At 66.8% G+C, this 22,540-nt stretch carries 24 protein-coding genes, 1 tRNA gene and 2 pseudogenes; 14 read left to right on the plus strand and 13 right to left on the minus strand.

Features of this window, described 5'->3' with window-relative positions; all coding sequences use genetic code 11:
* The first annotated feature begins 645 nt into the window (after positions 1–645).
* Both ABZU76_RS49045 and ABZU76_RS49050 read left to right on the plus strand, forming a co-directional pair.
* Complete coding sequence (locus ABZU76_RS49045) at positions 646–930, plus strand: hypothetical protein (RefSeq protein WP_354884609.1); 285 nt, start codon at positions 646–648, stop codon at positions 928–930.
* A gap of 513 nt (positions 931–1,443) precedes the next feature.
* Complete coding sequence (locus tag ABZU76_RS49050) at positions 1,444–1,965, plus strand: recombinase (protein ID WP_354884612.1); 522 nt, start codon at positions 1,444–1,446, stop codon at positions 1,963–1,965.
* A gap of 57 nt (positions 1,966–2,022) precedes the next feature.
* Here the strand turns inward: ABZU76_RS49050 and ABZU76_RS49055 are convergent.
* From ABZU76_RS49055 to ABZU76_RS49080, 6 genes and pseudogenes are all read right to left on the minus strand, one after another.
* Positions 2,023–2,106, minus strand: a tRNA-Leu gene (locus ABZU76_RS49055).
* 543 nt (positions 2,107–2,649) lie between these two features.
* Positions 2,650–4,200, minus strand: a complete 1,551-nt coding sequence (locus ABZU76_RS49060; protein WP_354884615.1) for a hypothetical protein — start codon at positions 4,198–4,200, stop codon at positions 2,650–2,652.
* Positions 4,201–4,383: 183 nt separating this feature from the next.
* The gene (locus ABZU76_RS49065) at positions 4,384–4,767 is read right to left on the minus strand and encodes a hypothetical protein (RefSeq protein WP_354884618.1); all 384 of its coding nucleotides are present in this window, start codon (positions 4,765–4,767) and stop codon (positions 4,384–4,386) included.
* Positions 4,760–5,462, minus strand: a pseudogene (locus ABZU76_RS49070) (hypothetical protein). Before ABZU76_RS49070 ends, ABZU76_RS49065 begins: the two are co-directional and overlap by 8 nt.
* Positions 5,459–5,788 (minus strand): hypothetical protein, encoded by a 330-nt coding sequence (locus ABZU76_RS49075; protein ID WP_354884620.1) that lies wholly within the window; start codon positions 5,786–5,788, stop codon positions 5,459–5,461. Before ABZU76_RS49075 ends, ABZU76_RS49070 begins: the two are co-directional and overlap by 4 nt.
* Positions 5,785–6,120 (minus strand): WhiB family transcriptional regulator, encoded by a 336-nt coding sequence (locus ABZU76_RS49080; RefSeq protein ID WP_354884623.1) that lies wholly within the window; start codon positions 6,118–6,120, stop codon positions 5,785–5,787. Before ABZU76_RS49080 ends, ABZU76_RS49075 begins: the two co-directional genes overlap by 4 nt.
* A 341-nt stretch (positions 6,121–6,461) precedes the next feature.
* On the opposite strand from ABZU76_RS49080, the gene ABZU76_RS49085 reads away from it, so the two are divergent.
* The 3 genes from ABZU76_RS49085 (at position 6,462) to ABZU76_RS49095 (ending at position 8,883) form a co-directional block, all read left to right on the plus strand.
* Complete coding sequence (locus ABZU76_RS49085) at positions 6,462–6,842, plus strand: XRE family transcriptional regulator (RefSeq protein ID WP_354884626.1); 381 nt, start codon at positions 6,462–6,464, stop codon at positions 6,840–6,842.
* Between the two features lie 203 nt (positions 6,843–7,045).
* Positions 7,046–8,536: a transcriptional regulator gene (locus ABZU76_RS49090; protein WP_354884629.1), complete on the plus strand. Its 1,491-nt coding sequence runs from the start codon at positions 7,046–7,048 to the stop codon at positions 8,534–8,536.
* Complete coding sequence (locus ABZU76_RS49095) at positions 8,533–8,883, plus strand: signal peptidase I (protein WP_354884632.1); 351 nt, start codon at positions 8,533–8,535, stop codon at positions 8,881–8,883. Before ABZU76_RS49090 ends, ABZU76_RS49095 begins: the two co-directional genes overlap by 4 nt.
* On the opposite strand, the gene ABZU76_RS49100 is transcribed toward ABZU76_RS49095, so the two are convergent.
* A complete protein-coding gene (locus tag ABZU76_RS49100) occupies positions 8,872–10,311 on the minus strand; it encodes a helix-turn-helix transcriptional regulator (protein WP_354884635.1) in 1,440 nt (479 codons plus the stop codon). The genes ABZU76_RS49095 and ABZU76_RS49100 overlap by 12 nt on opposite strands.
* A gap of 592 nt (positions 10,312–10,903) precedes the next feature.
* On the opposite strand from ABZU76_RS49100, the gene ABZU76_RS49105 reads away from it, so the two are divergent.
* The 3 genes from ABZU76_RS49105 to ABZU76_RS49115 all read left to right on the plus strand — a co-directional run bounded on the left by ABZU76_RS49105 (position 10,904) and on the right by ABZU76_RS49115 (position 13,050).
* Positions 10,904–11,110: a hypothetical protein gene (locus ABZU76_RS49105; protein WP_354884638.1), complete on the plus strand. Its 207-nt coding sequence runs from the start codon at positions 10,904–10,906 to the stop codon at positions 11,108–11,110.
* A 519-nt stretch (positions 11,111–11,629) separates the two neighbouring features.
* Positions 11,630–12,283 (plus strand): Scr1 family TA system antitoxin-like transcriptional regulator, encoded by a 654-nt coding sequence (locus ABZU76_RS49110; RefSeq protein ID WP_354884674.1) that lies wholly within the window; start codon positions 11,630–11,632, stop codon positions 12,281–12,283.
* A 275-nt stretch (positions 12,284–12,558) separates the two neighbouring features.
* Positions 12,559–13,050 carry a hypothetical protein gene (locus tag ABZU76_RS49115; protein WP_354884641.1) on the plus strand — a complete coding sequence of 164 codons (492 nt, stop codon included), beginning with the start codon at positions 12,559–12,561 and terminating at the stop codon, positions 13,048–13,050.
* A 283-nt stretch (positions 13,051–13,333) separates the two neighbouring features.
* Here ABZU76_RS49115 and ABZU76_RS49120 read toward each other — a convergent pair whose 3' ends face one another.
* The gene (locus ABZU76_RS49120) at positions 13,334–14,590 is read right to left on the minus strand and encodes a DUF6596 domain-containing protein (protein ID WP_354884644.1); all 1,257 of its coding nucleotides are present in this window, start codon (positions 14,588–14,590) and stop codon (positions 13,334–13,336) included.
* 16 nt (positions 14,591–14,606) lie between these two features.
* Entirely contained in the window at positions 14,607–14,963 is a 357-nt protein-coding gene (locus ABZU76_RS49125) for a YciI family protein (RefSeq protein ID WP_354884647.1), read from the minus strand.
* A 235-nt stretch (positions 14,964–15,198) separates the two neighbouring features.
* On the opposite strand from ABZU76_RS49125, the gene ABZU76_RS49130 reads away from it, so the two are divergent.
* Entirely contained in the window at positions 15,199–15,585 is a 387-nt protein-coding gene (locus tag ABZU76_RS49130; RefSeq protein ID WP_354884650.1) for a hypothetical protein, read from the plus strand.
* Here ABZU76_RS49130 and ABZU76_RS49135 read toward each other — a convergent pair.
* Entirely contained in the window at positions 15,558–16,289 is a 732-nt protein-coding gene (locus ABZU76_RS49135; RefSeq protein WP_354884652.1) for a hypothetical protein, read from the minus strand. The two genes, ABZU76_RS49130 and ABZU76_RS49135, sit on opposite strands and share 28 nt — an antisense overlap.
* Positions 16,290–16,384: 95 nt before the next feature.
* The gene (locus ABZU76_RS49140; protein WP_354884655.1) at positions 16,385–16,552 is read right to left on the minus strand and encodes a hypothetical protein; all 168 of its coding nucleotides are present in this window, start codon (positions 16,550–16,552) and stop codon (positions 16,385–16,387) included.
* Between the two features lie 263 nt (positions 16,553–16,815).
* Between ABZU76_RS49140 and ABZU76_RS49145 the strand changes: the two genes are divergently transcribed.
* The 4 genes from ABZU76_RS49145 to ABZU76_RS49160 all read left to right on the plus strand — a co-directional run bounded on the left by ABZU76_RS49145 (position 16,816) and on the right by ABZU76_RS49160 (position 19,707).
* Positions 16,816–17,031: a hypothetical protein gene (locus ABZU76_RS49145; RefSeq protein WP_354884658.1), complete on the plus strand. Its 216-nt coding sequence runs from the start codon at positions 16,816–16,818 to the stop codon at positions 17,029–17,031.
* 511 nt (positions 17,032–17,542) lie between these two features.
* Positions 17,543–17,911: a hypothetical protein gene (locus ABZU76_RS49150; protein WP_354884660.1), complete on the plus strand. Its 369-nt coding sequence runs from the start codon at positions 17,543–17,545 to the stop codon at positions 17,909–17,911.
* Positions 17,892–18,926, plus strand: coding sequence for a tyrosine-type recombinase/integrase (locus tag ABZU76_RS49155; protein WP_354884663.1), 1,035 nt, complete (start codon positions 17,892–17,894; stop codon positions 18,924–18,926). Before ABZU76_RS49150 ends, ABZU76_RS49155 begins: the two co-directional genes overlap by 20 nt.
* Before the next feature lie 49 nt (positions 18,927–18,975).
* On the plus strand, positions 18,976–19,707 hold the full coding sequence (locus tag ABZU76_RS49160) for a DUF2637 domain-containing protein (RefSeq protein ID WP_354884666.1): 732 nt from the start codon (positions 18,976–18,978) through the stop codon (positions 19,705–19,707).
* A gap of 46 nt (positions 19,708–19,753) precedes the next feature.
* Here ABZU76_RS49160 and ABZU76_RS49165 read toward each other — a convergent pair whose 3' ends face one another.
* Positions 19,754–20,710: a zinc-binding dehydrogenase gene (locus tag ABZU76_RS49165; protein WP_354884668.1), complete on the minus strand. Its 957-nt coding sequence runs from the start codon at positions 20,708–20,710 to the stop codon at positions 19,754–19,756.
* 113 nt (positions 20,711–20,823) lie between these two features.
* Between ABZU76_RS49165 and ABZU76_RS49170 the strand changes: the two genes are divergently transcribed.
* Positions 20,824–21,426 (plus strand): TetR/AcrR family transcriptional regulator, encoded by a 603-nt coding sequence (locus ABZU76_RS49170; RefSeq protein ID WP_354884671.1) that lies wholly within the window; start codon positions 20,824–20,826, stop codon positions 21,424–21,426.
* Between the two features lie 733 nt (positions 21,427–22,159).
* Here ABZU76_RS49170 and ABZU76_RS49175 read toward each other — a convergent pair.
* Positions 22,160–22,540: pseudogene (locus ABZU76_RS49175) on the minus strand (transcriptional regulator); the annotation flags it as partial.

Consider the following 22,540-nt stretch of genomic DNA (forward strand, 5'->3'; position numbering starts at 1 on the left):
ATTACCCACGGAAATAGACCAACCGGCGTATTCAACAGATCTTGACTGTGCAACACAACACACACCGAAAGTGATAAAGACGCAAATAAGACAAACTCCGCCAAACCCTTCGATCTCTTAGGACCAGAGCCGACGCCTGCAGCAGTCCGCCGCGACGAAGCGGTAGCGCCACCCTTGGCAAGTGCGCAACGGCGATGACCCAGTCCCTCACCGAAACGGTCCGGCCGATCTGGGCAACCGCCTCCGTCACACGCCGCCCATACCGGGCCTCCGAGCTATCACTATCCTCGATCAGCCCCCCGGAGCAGCAGCAATTAACCAACGACGCCGGAGAGCGCCAACGTGGACCCAACCGCCACCAGCCGCACTGCTAGCCAACATGGCGCTCACGATCGCGGGGTCGGAAGCCTGGTCGAATCTCGGTGACATGAGGTCGAAGGCTTCGAGTTCAGAGCCACACGCGGCTATGACTACGGCGTTATACGCCCTGCCCGTCGACGTCTGCACTGCGCTGTTCGGGCGAACGTTGCCAGGCTCACCGTCATGAACCCGGAACCGGCGCATCGGTTCATCGTGATCCCTCCCCGGCCGCTCTCTGGGTCAGCACCCTCCTCGACAGAGACGGAGGACGTCCTCGCGCAGTGGATGACAACCGGCAGACCTGCCCAGCCCTCTCCCCCGACACAGCCCGCCGGCGGGTTGCGGTTCGCCTTCTACGGCCGCACCTCCACCCTGCGCCACCAAGACCGCGTGTCCTCCCACGGCTGGCAACGCGACATGGCCGACCACCTCATCACCGGCCACGGCCAGATCATCGCGGACTACTTCGACGCCGGCACCTCCCGCCGCACCCCTGGCCACAACGACCCCAAGCCACCCAGCTCATGGCCACGATCACCGACCCGGACCCCGCGGTCGACGCGATCGTGATCGGCGAATACGAACGCGCCTTCACCGGAAACCAGTTCTCCACGATCTACGCCTGGTGCACCCGTCGCCGCATCCAACTGTGGCTACCCGAAACAGACGGGCCAGTCGATCTCGACAATCGTGATCACCGCGCGCTCCTCGCGCTACTGGCCACCCAGTCGCAACGCGAAGTCCTCCGCGCCCGACACCGGGTCCTGGCCGCCATGCACAACCAGGCCACCCAGCAAGGCCGCTACCTCGGCGGACGACCCCCATACGGCTACCAACTCGTCGATGCCGGACCCCACCCCAACCCCGGCGACGCCCGCTGGGGCCGACGCCTCCAACGCCTCGCCCCCAACCCCCACACCGCACCCCACGTGAGCTGGATGTTCCAACAACGCCTCGCCGGACACAGCGTTGCCAGCATCGCCCGGTCACTCAACGAACGAGGCATCCCCTGCCCCTCAAGCGCCGACCCCGACCGCAACCCGCACCGAACCTGCGGCACCTTGGACGCTGCGCACCGTTGCCGTGATCCTCGCCAACCCCCGCTACACCGGACGCCAAACCTGGAACCGCCGCGCGACACGGACGACCGATCCGACGTCAACACCCGCACTGTCGGTCAAGCTCGCCCGCCCAGCCCTCGTCACCGAGCACGACGTCGTCGCTGCCCAGCAGATCCGGGCGGCACGACCATCCAACGACGGCCGGACCCACCAGTTCGCCCTCGCCGGCCTCATCCACCGCGGCACCTGCCACCGACGGCTGGACTCCCACTGGAACCACGGACGCCCCACCTACCGATGCCGCCACGGCCACACCAGCACCCAAGGCCCAAACCAGACTCGGCCCAAGACCTTGTACATCCGAGAAGACCATCTCATCGACCAGATCAGCATCCGACTCGGAGACCAAACCACCAACGGCCACACCGAACCCAGCCCAGACCGAACACAACCCAGCCGCATCGCGACAGCGCTACGCAAATCAGGAACGTTCATCATCTGCGACGACACCGGCTGGCGACTCGAAACGATCAACTCGACCTGAGCCACACACCACGCAAAACCACCAAGATCACGTTCCGCGATCCGTGGGGTAAGACTGTGTCCGAGGGGGGACTTGAACCCCCACGCCCATTAAGGGCACTAGCACCTCAAGCTAGCGCGTCTGCCATTCCGCCACTCGGACTTGCTGATGAAGAGAGTATACGACCCCTGGAGGGCTGTTTTCAGGGGGGTGTCACGTGATGCCAATGGAACGGATGGGATGATCATGTGTTTTGCCCATGATGGTGACTGTTGAGCGTATTGCCTGGTCAGGGCACCTTTTAGAGAGCCTGTGGGCGGCTCAGCTGGCTCGCACGCCGGGTGAGACTGACGTTCGGGGCGGGTATCGAAGACGATCTACTCGGCTATGGGGTGTTCCTGAAGGCGCGTTCGGTTTGAGACTTCCCGGCGAAGGCTCCCGGGCGAGGTCACCTTGCCGCCCGGAGCGATGCGATCCCGGTGTGGGCGTCTAGGTGTCCAGTAACCGGGAGTAGCCGAAGTTGCCGGGAAAGGGGAAGGGTCAGCCAAGGTCGCGTCGACTCGTTGGAGCCCTTCTAGCTGCACGCGCGATCCTTTACCGTCCTTCCCCATCGCAACGTTTCAGCAGGTCAAGTGGGGGAATATCAGCTGCCGAGACCTCCCCGGCAGCCGCCTGCCTCCACCAGAAAGTTCCCCGTCTCCCCTGTTACTCAGAGTCGCGGGCGGCGAGCGCCTGAGCGACGTCGTCGCTGCGGATGACCATCAACCCGTGCGACTTGGCGGGGCGGACGCCGTGCTCGGCCAGGGCGCCGGCGAGCCGGCTGGGTGTCCAACCGTCGTATTCGGCGGGGTTGTGGTCGGCGAGCCGCGAGAGCACCTCCTGCGTACGCATCCGCGGCTCGCCACGCAGGACTTGGGCGACGTCGGCGAGGTGGTCGATCGAAGCTGCTTCAGGCTCGGCAGCGGCGATCTCTCTGCCGTCATCGGCTACCGCCTCCACCGCGCGCGTGACGACCGGTGATACCTGGTCGATCCCATCTTCGAACGGTACGTAGAAGGTGCGGATCAGCTCGAACGCGGCATCCGTGACACCGACGGCGACGCAGGTTCCGCGGTCGACGTTCGGGCGCAGTTCCGTCGCCCGGACGCCGGTCCGGTACTTCCCGGAACCGAGCAACCCGTCGTTCGCGATCTGGTCGGCGACGGAGAACGCGACGCTGCACGAGACGTTCCGGGTGATCTCCCGAGGGATGCTGTCCCTGGTAGGGAACTGTGTGGCCAGCAGCACAACGATGCCGTACTTGCGCCCCCGCTTGATCAGCTTCACCGCCGTCTCCGCGGCTGCCGTGCCGTATTGTGGATGCTGGAACAGCTCGTGGCATTCGTCGATCGCGCAGATCAGGGGGTGCAGCCCGAGGCTACGGTCATCGGCGAGCTTCCGCGACACCTTGGGCGGGCTGCCGGGCCGCCGGCCAAGGACCTTTCCCCGGCGCTCCATCTCGGTCAGCAGGGCGGTCAGCGCCCGCAGAGTGGCCTCGGCGACCGCGTCGTCCAGGCCCATGCGGTAGCGGGACAGCCGGGGCGTGAACGGCGCGAAGTCGGGCGACTCGCCCATGATGAACGCCCACAGCTCAGCGGTGGGGTCGAGTGCCGCGCCCAGCAACAACGTTCGCAGCGCGGACGACTTGCCCTGCCCCGGCCGGCGGCCGATCAGCCAGTTGACGCCGATCAGCGGCGTGTTGATGATCCGGCCGCGCTGGGTCAGTCCAAAGGGGACGCCGTCGAACAGGTCAACCCGCCCCGCGAGCATTAGGGGCCAGACGCCCGCGCCGCCGTTGAGCGCTCCCTTGTCAGCGATCCACAGGTCCAGGATGCCATCCTCTTCGCCCGTGGTGGGCCAGGTCTCCAGCGTTGCCCGCCCCAGGTTGGCGGCCAGCTTGGGACGTTGTGCGGTCACCATGTCCGCGGTGACCCCGAGGGGGAGCCGAACCTGGACGTAGGTGCCGTCGCCATCCTTTCGCGCGGCGACGATGTAGGCGAGTTCGCCACCTTCTTTGAAGAATCGGGTGAGCGCGCTGATCCTCAGGTGTGCCAACGCCTTGGAGACCATCCGCTCGTCGACCCACGAGGCGGCGTCCTGCCGTTCCGGGTGGACCAGCCAGGTGGCGCCGGGATCACGGTCGCGGCCCTCGAAAGTCGCCGCCAGTGCCCACACCGCCGGAACGACGCACAGCGCCAGGGGCGCGACCCGGGCCACACCCGACCAGCACCTCCAGTTCGGCATAGAACTCCGCGAGCCACGGCCACATGTCCTCACGGTTCATGAACTCGTCAACCGTCCACAGAATGGCCACGACGGGAGCGACGGTTCGCGCGGTGATCGCGAGCCTGCGCAAGACAATCCCAGCTTTCGCCCACCTCGCCGTAGCGTCCGACCGGATCAGCTCCTGCGCGGTGCGTCGTGCTTCGATGTCACCGGTGATGGGGCGCGCCGTGCATCCGCGCGCAGGTCGGCGTAGGTCGCCCAGGTCCAGAACTTGACCAGCCACCGCCAGTTGCCGCGCAGCACGAACCACACCAGCCGTGCAACATCCTGCGCGGCTTTCCGCACCCGGTACAAGACCACCGACCGTGCTCGAGTAACCGGCTCGGCCCTCGGTGCGCGCTTCCGCCACCGAGCGAGCCCGCGTCGCAACTTCCGGCGTCGAGGCTGCGGAAGGGAGTCGTCGATCAGCTCGCCTTCCAGCACGGGTCCGACGTGCTCGGCCTCTCCGGTGGCGGGGTCCGACGTGCGCTCCGCCTTGATCGGCAGCGAGTCAGCCATCGGCCACCTCCGCACGCAACGCCCGGGCCAATCGCGGTGACAACCCTCGCGAGCATCCGGTTGCCCGCCGCACCCATGCCGGCGTGATCTCGACGTCCGGCGTCCAGCTCTCCCGCGCAATCACAAGGTAGTCCGCGAACAGCACCCTGCGCCCCGAGTTCACGGGCTCGCCTTCGTGAACGGCTTGACGTTCAGCAGCGACAAGCACCGCGTCGGTAAGCTTGTCCCGAAGATCGGTGATCGCCTCGACTGCGACGAATACGACGGGCGGCGGGACGGAGTGCAGCACGATCGCCGCGGGCTATCCGGCTGCGAAGGACGTCCAGGTGTTCATCACGTAGGTGGCTGCAAGCGTGAACCACTTCGCCCGCCGTACCCACGGTCCGGTCGGCACCTGGTACCGCGCGGTCACTTGCTCGGCTCGCAGGATCGCCAGCAGCACGAGCGACACCGTCGGGTCCAGCACCCACGCCGCGAGCCACGGCAGCGACAACGGCTGCGTCCCTGCCGACGCGAACCCCTGCACGTTGGTCATCGTGAATGCCAGGCCGAGCACAATGCCCGACCAGCACATCCGGTCGACCTGCTGACGCACGCGCTCGATCCGCAATGCCACCACCGTCCGGGTCCGTCTGGTACGCCCGTACCTCCGCCGCTTCCGCCGCGTCCCGGGCAAGCCGTTGAGCACGCGTCATCGCCGACCACCCCGTTTCGACGTGTCGACGGTGGCCACCATCAGGGTGCGGGTCAGTGAGTGGGCCGCGAACAACGCAGGCAACCCGAGTACGGCGAGCAGCAACCACCCGGCGCCCGCATGGGTGATCACCGTCCATTGGACAGCGACGATGAGTCCTGCGTTGACCAGCACCGGTCCGGCCAGCGACACCAGTCGTGGCCGATTTCGGGCAGTTCTTGCCGCAGCCTTCGCCCGACGGGAACCTGCCCGCCAGACCCAGAACAACACGAGGAGGACACCGACGCCGGCGAGGATCTGCGTGGGCGTCACGGTCAGTCCGGTCATCGCTCACCTCGATCGATCCGCTCACCGCGGCGAAGCCAGTGGGGGTGCAGCGCCCGCCGGTCATCGTCGGTCATGCCGCCCCAAACGCCGATGGTCTCGCCGCCGCCAGTCCGCAACTCCAGCTCCAGGCACTCATCACGCACGAGGCAACCGCCACACAGCGTTTCGGCGAGCTCCTGATCACTGCGAGCGTCGGGTGGACTGTCGTCCGGCGGCGGCCACATGCAAGCTCCGTCGCTGGTCACGATCTTGTGCAGAACATCCGTCGGCACCCAGCGCAGCCGGTCCAACCGCCAGGCGATCCCGATCAGTCGGAGGTCATCGGTGCTCATCGGGCACCTCCGCCCTGGCGAGCGCCCAGCAGTCGGACCAGCTCGTTCGAAGGGACGCGAAGCCCGTTGCGGCGGCGAGTCGCGCGGAGCTCCCGTGTCCGGATCGCCTGGCTCACGGCGCCACGGGAGACGCCGAGGATCCAGGCCGTTTCGCCGAGGGAATGAAAGGTGATTTGCGAGTTCATGAGAAAGACCAATCTGATAATTTCAAGACTATGTTGTTAATTTCAGCTCTAGGTCGGACGTGTTTGTCCGACGCGCCGCAGCGAGGTCGCTACGCGGCGCGGTGAAAGCGCGAAGAACCGCTAATCTCGGCGCTGAGGCGGAGCGCGGAGGAATACGTGACGGAGGACTGGGCTGCGGTCGCGAAGGCGATCAACATGCGCGTGAACGAACTCGGCTGGCGGCAACGCGAGCTGGCCGAGCGGTCGCACGTGTCGCAGGCGATCGTGCGCGAGCTGCAACACCACACGGTGGAGCGCAGACGGAGCGCGCGCACGCTCGAAGCACTGTCCACCACACTGGAGTGGCACCCGCAACATCTGCTGGCGGTACTGCAAAACCGCACCCCGCCGCACCCGGACGAGCCGGCCGACGACGGCGGCGAGCTCTGGTCCCGACTCGACGCGCTCGAACAGCGACTCGCCGAGATCACGGAGCGGCTGGAGGACGTCCAGTCGAGCCTGTCGACCGTGGTCAAGCACGTTCAACCGAAGCGCTAGCGGCGGGTGATTCGGGCTGGTGAACCAGGTGATTTCCATACCTGAAATTCAAGTCCGAAACGGCTTTCCGTCCCATGCATGACCAGTGCAGGACCACTGCACATCCACTGCACATTTGGCGCGCACAGCGATTAGGGAGCCGCTGACCAGTGAAATCGGCTGACCAATGGACCGGCCGGACTGCGTCCGCCTTGCAAGCGGCTATGCGGCTGAGCAACGAGCGCTTCGCCGAGCGTCTCGGCATCGCCGCGCGCACCGTGGCCGGGTGGCATCAAAAGCCCGACTTGCGGCCCAAGTCGGAGATGCAACAGCTCCTCGACACCGCGTTAGAGCAGGCCACGCCCGCGGAGCGCGCCCGGTTTGCCGAACACGTCGGAGCTGCGACCTCGGAGCCGAGTCCGACTGATGAACGACTCGCCGCCGACCCCCACATCGGCGCTGCGCTCGAATGGCTCGACAAGCACGCCGGCTGGACACCCGGCACCGCGCGCACTGCCGTCGCCGAGCGGCTGGCGAGCCTGGACGTGCAAGACCTCCACGACCGCGGAACCCGCCGCGGATGGGTCAGCCAGCGCGACACCGCCGACGCGCTCGCCACCTACTACGGCAGCCGGCTCGCCGACCACGGCCTGTTCACCGCCCGGTGCGGCGACCTCGCCGTGAACACCAGCGTCCTGACCTGCGCGGACTGGCTAGATCTTGACTGCGAATTGCGCCCGCCGCACGACGCCTTCCGCGTCCCGAAGGCTCAGCCCGAAGCGGACCTGGCGCTGGACGAGCACGCGGCCGGCCGCGCCGTTCAGCGACTCGCCGAGACCCTGGCCATGAACACCCGGTTGACCGACAGCCCCATCTACCGCCTCCGGGACACGGACATCCGTGAACACCACCTCGGCGGGACGTTCGGTATGGCCCAATTCGTCCACTACGCTCTGACCGTCGACCTTCTCGAAGGTGAACTCGTCGACGCCGTCGCCGCCAGCTCGACCACCATGCCGCTGCGGGATCGCTACTTACCAGACCTACGGTCAGCGCTGGACACCAGCAGCCGTCTCGCCGCCGGCGGAGTCCTCGCACTTACCGCCATCGCTCGCCCCGCCGACCCTTACCGCGGCGAGGCTGACTACCTGCTGCTCGTCCAGGAGCGCTCCGGCAACGTCCTCAACGCCGCCCGGCGCCTCGCCGTGATCCCGAAGGGCTTCCACCAGCCGCTTACCGACGTCCGCCGAGACGCGCAGATAGGAATGACCCTCCGCCGCGAGATGGAGGAGGAGCTGTTCGGGCGCCCGGACATCGACAACACCCTGACCGAGCAGCTCGCCGCAGACCCGCTCCACCCGACCAGGCTCACCGAACCGATGCGCTGGCTCATGGCTGAGCCCCACCGCCTCCGGATGGAATGCACCGGCTTCGGCCTGAACCTCGTCAGCGGCAACTACGAATTCGCCAGCCTGATCGTCATCGACGACGAAGAATTCTGGGAACGCTACGGCGGAGTCGTCGAAGCAAACTGGGAATCCGCCACTCTCCGCCAGTATTCGACTACCGATACCGAACTCGTCACAGAGTTACTGAGTGATGTAGCGTGGAGCAACGAAGGACTGTTCGCCATGACGCAAGGACTCCGACGCCTCGCGCAAATCGGCGGAGAGCGCGTGAAACTGCCCGAGATCGAATGGGAGATCAGTCAGTGAGCGACGGTTGGACCGCCGGCAACGCCAACGAAGACGCGGCCGACACCCGCGGCTGGCTGGTCGGCCACTTCATCGACCCGTCGCAGGGTGTCCGCGCGTCGAATGACGTAGAAGTCAAATGGGCCAACCATCCCGCGGGCGACAAGCGTCCGGAGTGGACTGCCGATGACCAGCGCACCACGCTGGTGATGCTCGTCTCGGGTGAGTTCCGCGTGGACGTCACCGGAGGCACCAAGACCATGACGCGCCAGGGCGACTACGTAATGTGGGGCGCCGGCGTCGACCATTCTTGGGAAGCCTTGGCGGATTCCGTTGTGCTGACAGTTCGCTGGCCGTCAGCTGTGTAATTCGACCGTTGGGAGCGCCACTCTTTTGCCGCCGATTTCCCGCAGTCGTCGGATCCCCTGGAGAAATGCGAAGAGTCCTTCGTTGCTCCACAATTCATCGGTGATGAGTTCGCTGATCAGCTCATCGTCGAGCGTGGAGTAGAGCCGGAGCCCGGCAGCCTCCCAGTTCGCCTCGACGGCCCCGCCGAACCTCGGCCAGAACTCTTCGTCCTCGATCACGACCAGGCTCGCGAACTCGTAGTTCCCGCTGACCAGGTTGAACCCAAAGCCCGTGCACTCCATCCGCAGCCGGCCTGGCGCCTCCGTGAGCCACCGCATCGGCTCCGACAACCGGGTCGGATGCATGGGGTCCGCGACAAGCTGCGGACCGGCCGTGTTGTCGACGTCGGCGCGCCCGAACAGTTCCTCTTCCAGCTCGCGCCGCAAGGTTGCACCAATCCGCGCGTCCGCCCGGTGATCCGCCAACGGGCGGTGGAACGCCTTCGGGATCACCGCGAGGCGTCCGGCGCCGTTGACCACTCGGCTCGATCGCTCCTGCACGAGCAGCACGTAGTCCCGGCCGCCGCGGAACGGATCGGCGGGCCTCGCTATCGCCGTCAACGCGAGCACGCCGCCGGCGCAGAACCTCCCGTCGACGTCGAGCACGTGCGACAGATCCGGCAGGTAGGTGTCCCGGAGTGGCATCGCGCCACCGGCGCGGTTCTCGCTCAGCTCGCCTTCGAGCCGGTCAACGCCCAGAGCGTATTCCACGAACGACGCGGTCCTCACGGCCCCGCGCACACTGTCGGCGCCGAACTCGAAGTCGACCAGCCGGTACAACGGCACGTCGGTGATCCGAACCTGTCCGGCCGCCACAGCGGCGAGCCGCTCAATCGCGGCGTTCTCGTCAAATGGCCGCGCGGACTCGGTGCCCTGGAGCCGAAGCCTGAGCCGATCGTGCTCAGCCGTCAGCGGAAACGCGCCCTCTAACCAGCTGCTGCGACAGAGAATGCTGGTGGCGACGTCAACATCACCGAGGTTCGCGCCGTAGTACCGGTGTTCTGCGGGCGGGCTGCCGTAGTACCTGACGAGCTTGCCGACAGCCTCGCTCCTGCCAACTCGTCGGCCCGGCGCGAGCGCAGCCGCCGCAGCACGCCGCCGGGCAGTTCCCGCCTCCCATCCGGCGCGCCGATCGAGCCAGGCGAACGCTGGGTCGAGCTCCGGCGCCGCAGGCTTCTCGTCCCGCAGACTGATGAACGCGCGCAGCTCGGCCGGTGAGACTTCCAACAGCTTCGCCATCCTCGGCCACAGGTACGGCAGCGGCTCGTTCTCCCAGCACTCCCACCGCCCAACGGTGGACCGATCGACGCTAAGCGCCGCCGCGAAGCTCTCCTGCGTGAACCCCGCTGCGCGACGCGCTGAAACCAGCTTCTCGCGTCGTCTTGTCATCGCCACAGCTCGCCGCCCCCGTCCTCGCCTGCAAACAAGATATCAGGCCCCTTCGCAGCTCAGACGTCCCGATGCGGCTTCTCTGCCGCAAAAGTCCGTCATCCCTGCTCTGGCCTTTCGGCGTCGCGCGGCATTGACTAATTTCATCAACTTCGACCACTCAGAGGAGGCGGTTGATGCCTGCCGGAGCAGCTAACCAGCATCCCGAGCGTGGCTACGTCACCTGGCAACACTGCGCCTTCGACGCGGCAGACCACGCCGTCACCGACGCCGACTTTGCCGCAGGCTTCGAACAGCGGCAGGGCCGTTACCAGGCAATTTGCGGTCACAAGGTGCTCGTCGACTCCTGTCTGACACCACCCGGCCGCGTCTGCCCCAAGTGCTGGGCGCTGCTCGCCCCACCCGCTCGGCAGCCTGCGAAGACCCACGCCGCCCACCGTGCCCTGTCCCGACTGCGCCGCCTCAGGCGTCGCCTCCGCTCTCCGGCCGGCTCGCAGCCGCGCCCGCCTCAACGCGCTCGGCACCCCCGCGCGAGCCGGTCGGACCTACTCGCCACGCCGGCACCCGCACCGGCCGTCTACAGGGATCCCGCATGAACATCGCCGGCAAGTCCGCCGCCGACGCGATGCTCCTCGCCAGCCGTCGCAGCCTGGACGTCATCGTTCAGCTTCTGGAGAACCGCGCCGACGTCGCGACCCTGCGCGCCCACGCCACCGAACTGACCGAAGTCGCGGACCTCCTGCACTCCTACGCCGACGACCTCGACGTCGACATCGCCGCCATCGAAGCTGCGCGATGACGTCACGTGCGGTGGCTTCCGGCGTGCAGGCCGTGGCAGCCTGAGAGGCCGGGTTCAGAGGGTCGTGTATGTCTCGTGTCACAGCTGTCACGCTTGTATTTCCGCAGGTGGCGGGAGGTTTGGGCTGCTACGGGTGAGGTGACGCCGGACCAGGTTGTGACAGACGCCCTGACGTATCAGGAACCTGGAGTTGCCAATGGTCACATCAGACCTTCCCGCCACAGCACCACCCACGGCGCCTTGAAAGGACCACCCGTCTTGCGCGGCACCCTCACCATCACCCCGCGGATCAGAATCCTCGCTGCCACCCTCCGCGCGGCCCGTCAAGACGCTCACTTCGGCCTCCGCGAACTCGCCCGCCGCCTCGACATCAACCCCTGACTCCTTGCCCACTGGGAACGCGGCACCCGCACCCCGACCCCCGGCGACGTCGCCCAGATCCTCGGCGCCCTCGGCGTCCCCCGCGACCGCAAATGCCACATCCTCAACCTGGCACACGGCGCCATCGACTCGACCTGGATCACCCCTGGACCGCAGGCCACCCAGGATCATGTTGCCGCGGACGCCGCGCACGCGGCCTCTGCAACAGCGGTGACCATTTGGAGCCCGCTCTTGATCCCGCCGCCGATGCAGATTCCTGACTACGCCCGTGCGGTCACAGGCGACGGTATGGCTACTCCGGAAGCACCGGGTACGCACGTCACCGGAATAGTCGAGCGGTGTACGCCAGCTCTGGTGGGCTCCGGCCTCACCACCGAGGTCTTCGTCGGAGCTGCTGCGTTACTCGACACCGTCGACAACGACGAGACCATGTTGCGGCAGGTGCGATTCCTATCCGACGTCGCGGCGATCACTCCCGCGGTATGTGTCCGCGTCGTGCCGGCCGCCGTCGGTCCCCATCCCGGGCTCAGGGGCGCGTTCACCCTCTTCGCCATGAACGATGGGACCTCCGTTGCTCGCATCGAGACGTATGGGGCAACGATCCACCTCGTCGACGACCACGCCTTCTGCCAAGGCGCAGTCACGAAACTCGGCGCGGTTGCTCTGTCGTTAGAGGAGTCAGCGAACTTCATCGACACGTGCGTTGCAGAGCGGCGCGGGCGGGTGAAGGATCACGCGCAGCACGACATCTGCGCTCCGGACAGGGCGTGGACGGAGCTGGGCTCGACGTGAGACAAACGCGCTCGACCTATACATGGTCGAGCTCAGTGACTGGGTCCGAGGCTCGGGGTCCAGCCCGAGCTCGTCCAGAAGACCACCGTCGAGGTGACGGAGGCGATTAGAGCTTCCTCCGCTGACTGGTACCTGCGCGCACTGACCCAGCGAGGTACCTGATCCCCGGCCCCCGCGGGTCGAGCGCGTGTCTCCTTCTCTCCACACAGCTCCTCGCCGGGGCCGCGCCCTACTTCTCGGGCGCCTCCAATTCGCCCTCCTGGATGATCTCGGCGGTGTTGACCTTGCCCATCGAAGCGATCACGTTCTCAAGCATCTCCCAGTACTCCGGCGTGAACTGCTCCGGGGATCATTGGCGGATCCCCGCGGTTCGGTCCCTGAGCTACTCGACCCTCCACGGCGCCGATTTCCGCCAGGTGGCGGGCAAGCAGCTCACGCAGCGTCTCTCGCTCCTTCAGGACCTGACGGCTCAGCTGCCAACGCATGATCATGTTCAACAATCGATGAAGCCCGAAGATGGCTCCCAAGCCGTAACCCATCCAAGTGTGGCTCTTAAGCGCGTCGCTCAAGACGGTGACCCACGGGCTCGCCATCGAAGTGCGAACGACCTCGATTTGCATACCGTCTCGACCCCACTCGTAGACATCACGGCATTTGTCTTCAAGGACGTCACGGCGGGCTCTGGACCAACGGGGACCACGCCCGATTGGGCGTGGAGCGCATCAACTCAGGAGTTCCGCGACCTCACGGCGGGCTCTCGTCGGTGAGTGATAGCCGCCTGAAGGCTTACCGACCGGCCCTCGTCAAAAAACCTGGGTCACGGAACACCCGGAAGGCGAGCAGGCCACGCCCGCAGATCGCCGCCGCCGCTCGGCCCAGTGGTCTCACCAACTGACGACCACGGGATTGATCAGGGCAAACAGACCGGCGGCGTGCATGGTCGGCCGGCTCTCCTCACAGCGGGAACGTGTCGACTCCCCCATTTCCCGCAGCTGGCACCACCACGTGTGCGCAGTTGTGCCGACCACTGAGCCCGCGACGCTCACTGGATCAGTCGAGATGGAGCGCGACTTCTTCGCGCCGTCTGAGTAGGAAGGTGCGTTCCACCTCGTTGTCGGTCATCGTCAGGGCCTCCTCGTAGGACAGGTCCGCTTCCGGCCACCGGTCGAGGCGGCGAAGGAAGTCGGCGCGGGCCGCGCTCAGGTAGGCGTGGGTGCCCAGAGCCGGTTCGTCCAGCAGGGGCGCGAGTGCGGCGAGGCCGGCCTCCGGACCGTCCCGGAATCCGACGGCGATGGCCCAGTTGAGGTCGACGACCGCGGACGGCCACAAGCGACGCAGCACCTCGTACAGCCCGACTATCTCCACCCAGTCGGTGTCCTCCCAGGTCGCCGCCTCCGCGTGCACCGCGGCGATCGCGGCCTGGACCGAGTACCTCGTCGGCCCCGCGCGCCGCAACGACTGGGTCAGCAGGGCGGTGCCCTCCTCGATCTGCTGCGCATCCCACCGTCGCCGGTCCTGGTCGGCGAGCAGGACCAGCTCGCCGTCCTCGGAAATCCGGGTGTCCCGGCGGGCGTCGGTGAGCAGCAGCAACGCCAGCAGACCGGCGACATCGGTGTTACCGGGCAGCAACTGGTGCAGGATGCGGGCGAGGTGGAGGGCACCGTCCACGAGGTCCTTCCGTACGAGCTGGTTGCCGACCGGCGTGACGTGGCCGGTGGTGAAAACGAGGTGTACGACGTCGAGAACGGAGTCCACACGTCGGGGAAGGTCACCGGGGTCGGGCATCCGATAGGGGATCCGAGCACCGCTGATCTTCCTCTTCGCTCTCGTGATCCGCGCCGCCATCGCTGCGTCCTGCACCAAGAAGGCCCGAGCCACTTCGGTCGTGGACAGCCCGCACACCAGTCGCAGGGTCAGCGCCACCTGGGCATCGCGAGACAGCGTCGGGTGACAACAGGTGAAAATGAGCCGCAACCGGTCGTCACCGACAGCTTGCGGGTCCGCCCCGTCCTCCGGCCCGGTCACGACGTCGTCCGTGACAAGCAACGGCAACGCCGAGCGCAGGACCGACTCCCGCCGCAGCAGGTCCTTCGCCCGGTTGCGCGCAACACTGGTCAGCCACGCGCCCGGCCGGACCGGCACTCCGCTCACCGTCCACTTCCGCAGAGCCTGGGTGTACGCGTCCTGGACGCGCTCCTCGGCAAGGTCGAGATCGCGCACGACACGCACCGTCGCGGCGAGCACTCTGGCCCACTCGCGACGGTGCGCCTGCGCGATCGCCTCCGTGACGTCGATGTTCCCGGTCAAGGCGCGCCGATCCGGTCTAGCCCGGCTCGTTGATCGGCCGGATCTCGACCCCGCTGTGCGCGACCCTGAGCTCGGGCAGCCGCTCGGCGAGTTTGACCGCAGCGTCCAGGTCGGGTGCCTCCACCACGTAGTAGCCGCCGAGCGCTTCCTTGGACTCGAGGAACGGTCCGTCGGTCGGCGTCGGTCGGCCACTCACGCTGCCGCGCAGGCTCGTCGCGGTCGCCGTCGGCAGAAGCTCGTGGCCGGAGAGGACCGCGGCACCGGCTGCGGCGTTGAACGCGGCGTGTCCCGCTTCGACCTCCGCCCTCTCCTGCGGGGAGCCTGCTTCCCAGATCTGCTCGTCCCCATAGATGAGGAGCAGGTACTTCGCCATCTCACGCATCCCATCGGTTCGGGGCCTCCGTTCGGCCCGTCTGCCTCTACGACGAACGAACCAGCCACGAATCGATGCTCCGCCGCTCTCGCCATCGATTTCAACGGTGCGAGACCGCGGCCCGGTGCGCTCGTTGCCGTGATGATGTTCCTCCTCTCGCCCCTCAACGTCGTCTTCGCGATTTACGAGATGGAGATCATCCCGGAACGAGTTGATCGGACGGGTGCAGAGCTCGATGAGCGTCGCGTCGACTTCGATTCAGTGGCTCGGTCCGATTGCCGCAGGGCTGCTTGCTTCCGCGTCGGGCCAGACAGTGGCCACGATCGTGTTCGCCTGCGTGATAGCCGCGCTCGCGATCGCCACGCACTTCTCCGGTGGCCTGCGAGCGCTGACCAGGGCCGCATCAAGTCCGCCGAATAATGCGGAGTGGTCCAACCCCGTGTTCCGGCTGACCCACCTCGTGCTTGGCCCGCTGTCGGCGCTCCACACCGCCGACACCGTAATGGGCCTGCTCGGACCACGGAGCAGCTGCCCGGACGACGGACGCACCGACGTCACCTGGCCGCCATCCAGTCTGTATAGCTTCGCCCTTGTTCACACAGCGCTGATATCAGCATGTTGAAGGGCGCGCACGTCGACCACAGTGATGACGTGGTTGCGCCCGTTCACGACGGCTACTTTCACGAGCGCCTCAAACGAACGGCGGGTGGAGACTCCATGGCGATGGATAGCCATGCCACGCAACGAATCCGCCGCGGCGGCAGTGCCGTTGCCCCAGCAACCCGCCAGGATCACGATCTCCGTGCCGTCATCGGCCAAGGGATTCAATGTCCGGACCACCACGCCGTAGTCGGCGGCAAGACTTCCATCGTCGTCATACTCCGGGTAGTACTCATGGCCTGTCGCGCTATCCGCCACCGCCACTTCATGCGTAGTCCAACGCGGGAACCCGAACGTCAACGCCGGCCTGAGGCGCGGAATCATCTGAGCAGTCACCCTGTTGCCGTCAGGACCGCCGACCAGTACCAGATCGCGGCGCAACTCCGAACTCGGCATGTCGCCCGTCGGCCTCACCGTCGAATCGAAACCGAACGACCGCAACTGTTCCTCAACCGAGGCCATGGCCTCTGCGTCACCGAGGCCGATCAACCCGGATCGCTCCCACACGTACAGCTGGTTTCGCTCGTGCACACCGACAACGACCGTGACGCCGCGGTCGCCCATGTTCTTCCAGAAACGTCGGGCACGCCACCGTCGCGCCTGCCGCCGCGTCCGACCGGTCACCCACACGGCGATACCGCCGATGCATGCCGCGATCAAGTTCACCGCGATGTCCGGACCTGACCGGCCCAACCACGCGGCTACCTCAGCCAGCCACTCCCAGAGACCCACCGCACCCCCACCGCGTCAAGTACCTGCACTCACGCCGCCTGACTGCCGCCAAGGGCGGGAAACACGACCCCGAGTATCGAAATCAGCAGCGGGGCGGCCAGCAGCTCCCAGTGTGGCGCCTTCGTCGCCGATCTACCGGCCGAACACTGTGCCAGAAAGCTTGCGAGCGCGACGGGCAGGATCACGGCGCCGGCCACCGGCGGGAAGAATGAGGGCCACGCCGGCGTCGAGGGTGGGCGCATCTGGGTGCGTCTGCTGGCCGAGGGCGCCCTGGTGTTGGGACGAATCAGGGCAACCGGCATCCCGCGCGCTGTTCGCGGCCTGGCATCTTTTGTCTTGGGGGTGGAGAGGTGCGTCCGGGCGGTGATCGAGGATGTTCATGCTCTGGGTTCGGAGCTTGAGCGTTCTTATCCGGGGTACGTGCGGGGCCGGCTGAGGTTCCGGGTCAAGCAGATCGTGTATGTCGCCTTTCCTGGACGAGGCGGTGATGGGGTTCGCGTTCCCGAAAGAGGAGCGTGCCGCGTTGGTCGCCGGTGAGCCGGGGAAGTTCGGGCTGCCGTCGGAGTCGGATATGCGGTTCAACTGGGTGCACGTCGAGCTTGCTGCGCCGGACCCGGGTAAGGCTCGCGAGCTCGTGATGGATAGTGGTCCCGCAGAAGGTCTCCCGTGCCCCTGACCTCGCCCATCCCGATGGTCCGGGATGACGGCGCCCGCCTCGGGTTAGCTCGACCTTCGATGAACGTCCGGCCGGCACGTGCCGACGGACCTGGCTCGGCTTGGGCCCCGGTGGTCGGGCAAACCGCTCAGGTTGCGACGCCGCAATCACCTGCACCGCGACAACGTGATCAACTACCGGCGATACCGGGGGTCGGGTGCTGGGGGTACGCACAGCACGTGCACGTCAATTACCCTGGCGACATGATCTCCCGAAACTTGGGAGATCTCCCATGCGGAGGGCTTCAAGTCGCCCATTGGACACAAAAAGTGGTGAACTTTCACCGATCCTGTCACAGTCAGCCGATCCTGCAGAAGCAGGGTCGGCTTCGTGCTGTCGACCTCTGCCCGGATGCTCGGTGGTCGGCATGATGTCGCTCGGTGCTCCCGTGATCCCCACGTCCCACCCAGGACGATGGCCCACTGATCTGGCGCCCGTGGCGATGGGTTCACGGCTCCCTCTTCCGGAGCCAGTGACGCGCGAGCCGTCAACGGCGCTCGAATACGACATCGCCCGGATCGATCGCTCGGGCCGGCTGTGTGTCCGGCCGGTGCTGGATCGGCTGGGGTGGGTGCCGACGGTGCGTCTGACCGCGGCGGTGGTGGGCACGTCGGTGGTGATGCATCCTGCGCCGGACGGTGTGTTCGCGCTGGGTTCACGCCGGACGCTGGTGCTGCCGGTGATCATCCGCCGCCGATGTGGCCTGGCGGCTGGGGACGGTGTCCTGCTGGCCGCCGACCCGGCCCGTGGTGTGCTGGTGGTGCATCCGCTGCCGTCGCTGGAGCGCCTGGTTCTCAGCTATCACACGAGCTTGCTGGGTGATGACGACGATGCCCGCTGACCAGGCAGAGCTGGATGCGGCTCGGTTGTTGCTGTCGAAGATGGGGATCGAGCCCGCGGACCTGGTGTCCGAGCCGGAGGAACGCAAGCCGGTGCCGACGTTCTCGGAGTACTTGTCTGCGGTGAAACGGGCGGTGTCGGCGGCCACGGCCCGGGCCTACTCGTCGTACTGGCGGCGGCTGGAGGCGACGTGGGGCGACCGACGACTGGACGAGCCGACGCCAACGGAGATCAAGGAACTCGCGGAGCGGGCGACGGAGCAAGCTCTCGTCCGACGCAATTCGCGCGGGGGCCGCAGCGCATCGGAGAACTTCATCGCCGCGGTGCGGTGTGTGTACAAGCACGCCGTCGACGACAAACTCCTCACCGCGGCCGAGAACCCCGCCCGGCGGGTACCCAAACCACGCCGGCTGCCGTCCCTGCGACGCGCCCTGGACGAGCCGATCCTCATCGAGATCAACCAAGTCACCGCCGCCACCGGCGATGACCCGGCGTTGGACACGTTGCTGCTGCGCCTGCACACCGAGACCGCGTGCCGTCGCGGTGGCGCGCTGGGTTTGCGGCCGCGAGACCTGGATGAGACCCAGTGTCTCGTGCACCTGCGGGAAAAGGACGGCACCAGCCGCTTCCAGCCCGTCTCACCCACATTGATGGCTCTGCTGCGCGGCCATTCGGACGAGCGCGGCTCGACCCACCCCGACGGTCCGCTGCTGCGATACCGCACGGGGGAGCCGATCACCAAACGCCGCTACGACCACCTGTGGGACCGACTCGGCCGCCACATCCCCTCAGTCCGAACCCAGAACATCTCCACCCACTGGCTACGCCACACCACCCTCACCTGGGTCGAACGGCACTTCGGCCACGCCATCGCACACGCCTTCGCCGGCCACGCCGACGCCTCGGACAGCGCCACCATCACCTACAGCAAAGCTGACCTGACCGATGTCGCCACCGCCCTGCAGGCGCTGACCGGCGAACCCCACCCCCTCGCCCGACACCGAGGCGTGCAGTGACGACGACCTTCAGGGAAACCGCCTCGCCACAGGGAAAGGCGGCACGGACATGAAACACACCAACGTGTGGCTCCTACGCGACCCCGCCCTGGCCGGCCAGTGTTTCTGCATAGGCCTGGTAGCACTCGGCGCGGCCTACGCGTCGTATCGGCACGGACGTGAGTTCGCGCTCCGCTTCGGCGCGGACACCGTCACAGCGTCGATTTGGCCACTGCTGGTCGACGGTCTGCTCACCATCGCGACAGTCGAGCTGTGGAAATCGAACCGGGGTGGCAAGACCTCCGGACGATGGGTGGCATGGCTGGGGTTCGCGTTCGGGATCTGTCTGTCATTGGTCGTGAACATCTGCTCCGCACCCATGCTGAGTGCGTTGCGAGTGATCGTGGCTGCGTGCCCGCCGTTGGTGCTGTTGCTCGCAGTCGAACTGCTCAACGGTGCGCTCAAACGGCGCGCAGGTAACGAGACTGGCTCCGAGAAGCAACTCGCAGCTTGGACAACATCAGACGGCTCGCGAGGCAGCCAGAATCGGTCCTCGAGACCCAATTACCAAGGTAATCCTGAGGTCGCCATGCCTTATCGCAAACCCCGTGACGGCAGCGAGTTGCCGGACTGGAAGCAAGACCTCAACGCCACCCACCGCAAGTTCTGTGCCCGCGTCGAGCACGCTCTGTCCCGGATGAAGAACTTCAAGATCCTCCGCGACTACCGCCGCGCCGCGAGCACGCTCGCCGACACGGTGTCCGGAATCGCGTACCTGCACAACATCCTTCTCGACACCTGATCGCACCACCAGCCCCACCGGCACAACACCAGTTACGAGACAGCCCTTAGCGTGAGCGTGTCCCCAGGTGCAGGACCGCCTTTCCGGTGAACTTCCTGTCCAGTAGGTCTTGGGCGATGTGACCGACATCGTCCCAGGACCCATCGGCCTCGATCGGTGTGCGCAAGTGCTGCACGGAGACCATGTGGGCGAGCAGGCGCAGATCGTCGCTGGCGGGTCGACCGACCAGCTCCGTGTACATCCGCAATCCGTACAGGTTGCCACCGCCAGTGGCGAGGAATTCGCGCAGGTCGAGGTCGACTTGCGGCGATGCCGACCAGCCCAGGCTGACGCAGGTCCCTCCTGGTGCCAGCAGTCCCAGCGCGCTCTTGAGCGCCGCGCCGCCCAGAGACTCCACAATCAGGTGATAGGGACCATACGTGCGCGCCGGGGACAGATCCTCTCCGACAACTACCTCGTCGGCCCCCAGTTCGCGCACCATCACCTCGTGACGGGCCTGGCGGGAGGTGCCGACGACGAAGGCGCCGCTGTTCTTGGCGAGCTGGTGGGCGAACAGCCCCACGCCGCCGGTGGAGCCGGTGATCAGCACCCGCTTGCCGAGTAGCAGCCCACCCTTTTCCAGAGCGCGGTGCGCGGTCAGGCCAGCGGTGGGCAGGGTAGAGGCTTGGGCGAACGACACGCTGTCGGGTATCTCGGCAAGCCGGTCGGTGGCAACAGCCACCTGCTCAGACCAGGCCCCGGCATCGAGCAGGCCTACCACCCGGCTGCCGGCCTTCGGGCCGCTACCGTCCGCAGCAGCTGTGATCACGGTACCTGCGATGTCGTGGCCCGGTCGCCAGCCCGCGTCGGCCTGCTGGGCCGCCAGCAGGTCTCCGCGATTCAGGGAACTGGCTTCGACCCGCACGAGGGCGTGCGCCGGGCCAGGTCGGGGGGCCTCAACGTCAGTGATACCCAGACGTCCAGGGGCCTGCGGATCCACGACGATCGCACGAACGGAACTCATGTCTCTTCTCCTTCACTCAGGACAATCCGCGGCAGCACGGGCGTCGCGGCGAGTTATCGGATAGGCTATCCACCAACAGCCTAACAGATAACGGATAGCCTCTCCGCCAACTCATGATGACTTCGGACAACACCTCGTTCCCCACCAGACGGGCCGCGGCCGCGCGAAACCGCGACAAGATCCTGACCGCCGCCAGGGCTGCCTTCGCCGACCCCGCCGCAGAGATCTCGATGGCCGAGATCGCGCGACGTGCCGGCGTCGGAATGGCCACCCTCTACCGCAACTTCCCTGGACGTCGGGAGTTACTCGAAGCCCTCTACGCAGACGAAGTCGACGCTCTCTGCGAGGCTGCCAACGCTGGCGATACACAGACACCCGGCGCGGCGCTCACCACCTGGCTGCGCCGGGTCTTCGCCTTCATCGCCAGCAAAGGCCTGATCGTCTCCGAACTACTCGAGCACATCGACCCCGGCAGCCCCGTCATCCCCGGAGGCAATCGCGCCCGGGCGCTCGCCGCCGGTCGACCGCTGCTGGCCGGGGCGCAAGACGCCCACGAGATCCGCGACGACCTCACACTCGAGCAGATCTTCGACATGATCGTCGCCATCGCCAAGATCCACGGCGAGCCCAGCTACCTCGAACCGATGCTCCAGACCATGCTCGATGGCCTCCGCCCGCCGGGCGAGGACAACGCCGAGGGGGCGATCCGGCCGTAGGCCGCGCCAAAGGCAAGCTGCGCGGACGCGCGCCGAAGCTTGCGGCCAAGCAACGACGTGGTCACCGCGGGCGACCAGGACCCGCACCACTACGCCGACACCCTCACGCGCCTCACCCCCGACAGAGCCGCCAACCCCGTCCACCGCCGACTCAGGCCGAAGGTCGCCGTCCGGCGAACGGTCGATGGCCGACATCGGCCGTTGCCCGGCGTGGGAGCGTCATTCGCGTCGTCGCCGACGTCGCCGTCGGCCCGCGGCTGCTCGACGGCATCCTGCTTGCCCTCGGGCCTGACCTGGGCGCGGAACTCGGAGATACGAGATACCGAGTTTCGCGGTGATGGCCGCTGCCGTGCCTGTCTCCGGCGACAGCACGAGGCACTGCATCCGATTCGCGCACAGGGCGTCCGCTGCCGCTCTATTCGCGCTGAACGAATTACCCCCGCATCCAACACGCCGAGTCGCCGGGGGACGCGGGGTGCCGCGAACAAGCACGGCGGGGGTCCGGAACGCCCGTGTCGCGCCAGGAAACGCTATGCCCTCGGCGGGCGCGACCTGGTCGCGACGCACGATTCTGCCCTTGCCGCGGTCTCGGTGACCTGGTGTTCGCAGCCCGGGGCGGCCGGTGGCATCGCGGCAGCGATCTCGGCATGTTTTCGGTTCGGATCTCACCGATGGATCCCGAAAACATGCGGGAACGACGGTTCGACTCAGTGCACGAATGGACGGTTCGACATCACCGTGCGCACAGCTCGTCCAATGCCGACTGGCTCGCCTCGTCCGCGGCGCGGTAGATCACCAACAGCTGGTCCGGATCTTGAACTGGCGTCAGCGTTTCGAAATGCACTGCGATCACGCCGACGTCAGGATGCCGCATCACTTTGCGCCCGCGGCCGTTGACCTTGACGTCTCGCTCGTCCCACAATCGCGCGAATTCCTCGTCACGAGTGATGCATTCGGCGATGAGGTCGCTCAACGCCTGATCCTCCGGATGCGCAGCCCACGCGGCGCGCAGGTGGGCTACCCCCTCCCGCACGACGCGTTCGCGGTCGACATAGAACTCACGGATCTGCGGATGCATCAGGCACAGCCACATCGCATTGCGCTGCGACGGCGG

Origin of the sequence: Amycolatopsis sp. NPDC005232 (assembly GCF_040607795.1) — a bacterium.
Classification (GTDB): domain Bacteria; phylum Actinomycetota; class Actinomycetes; order Mycobacteriales; family Pseudonocardiaceae; genus Amycolatopsis.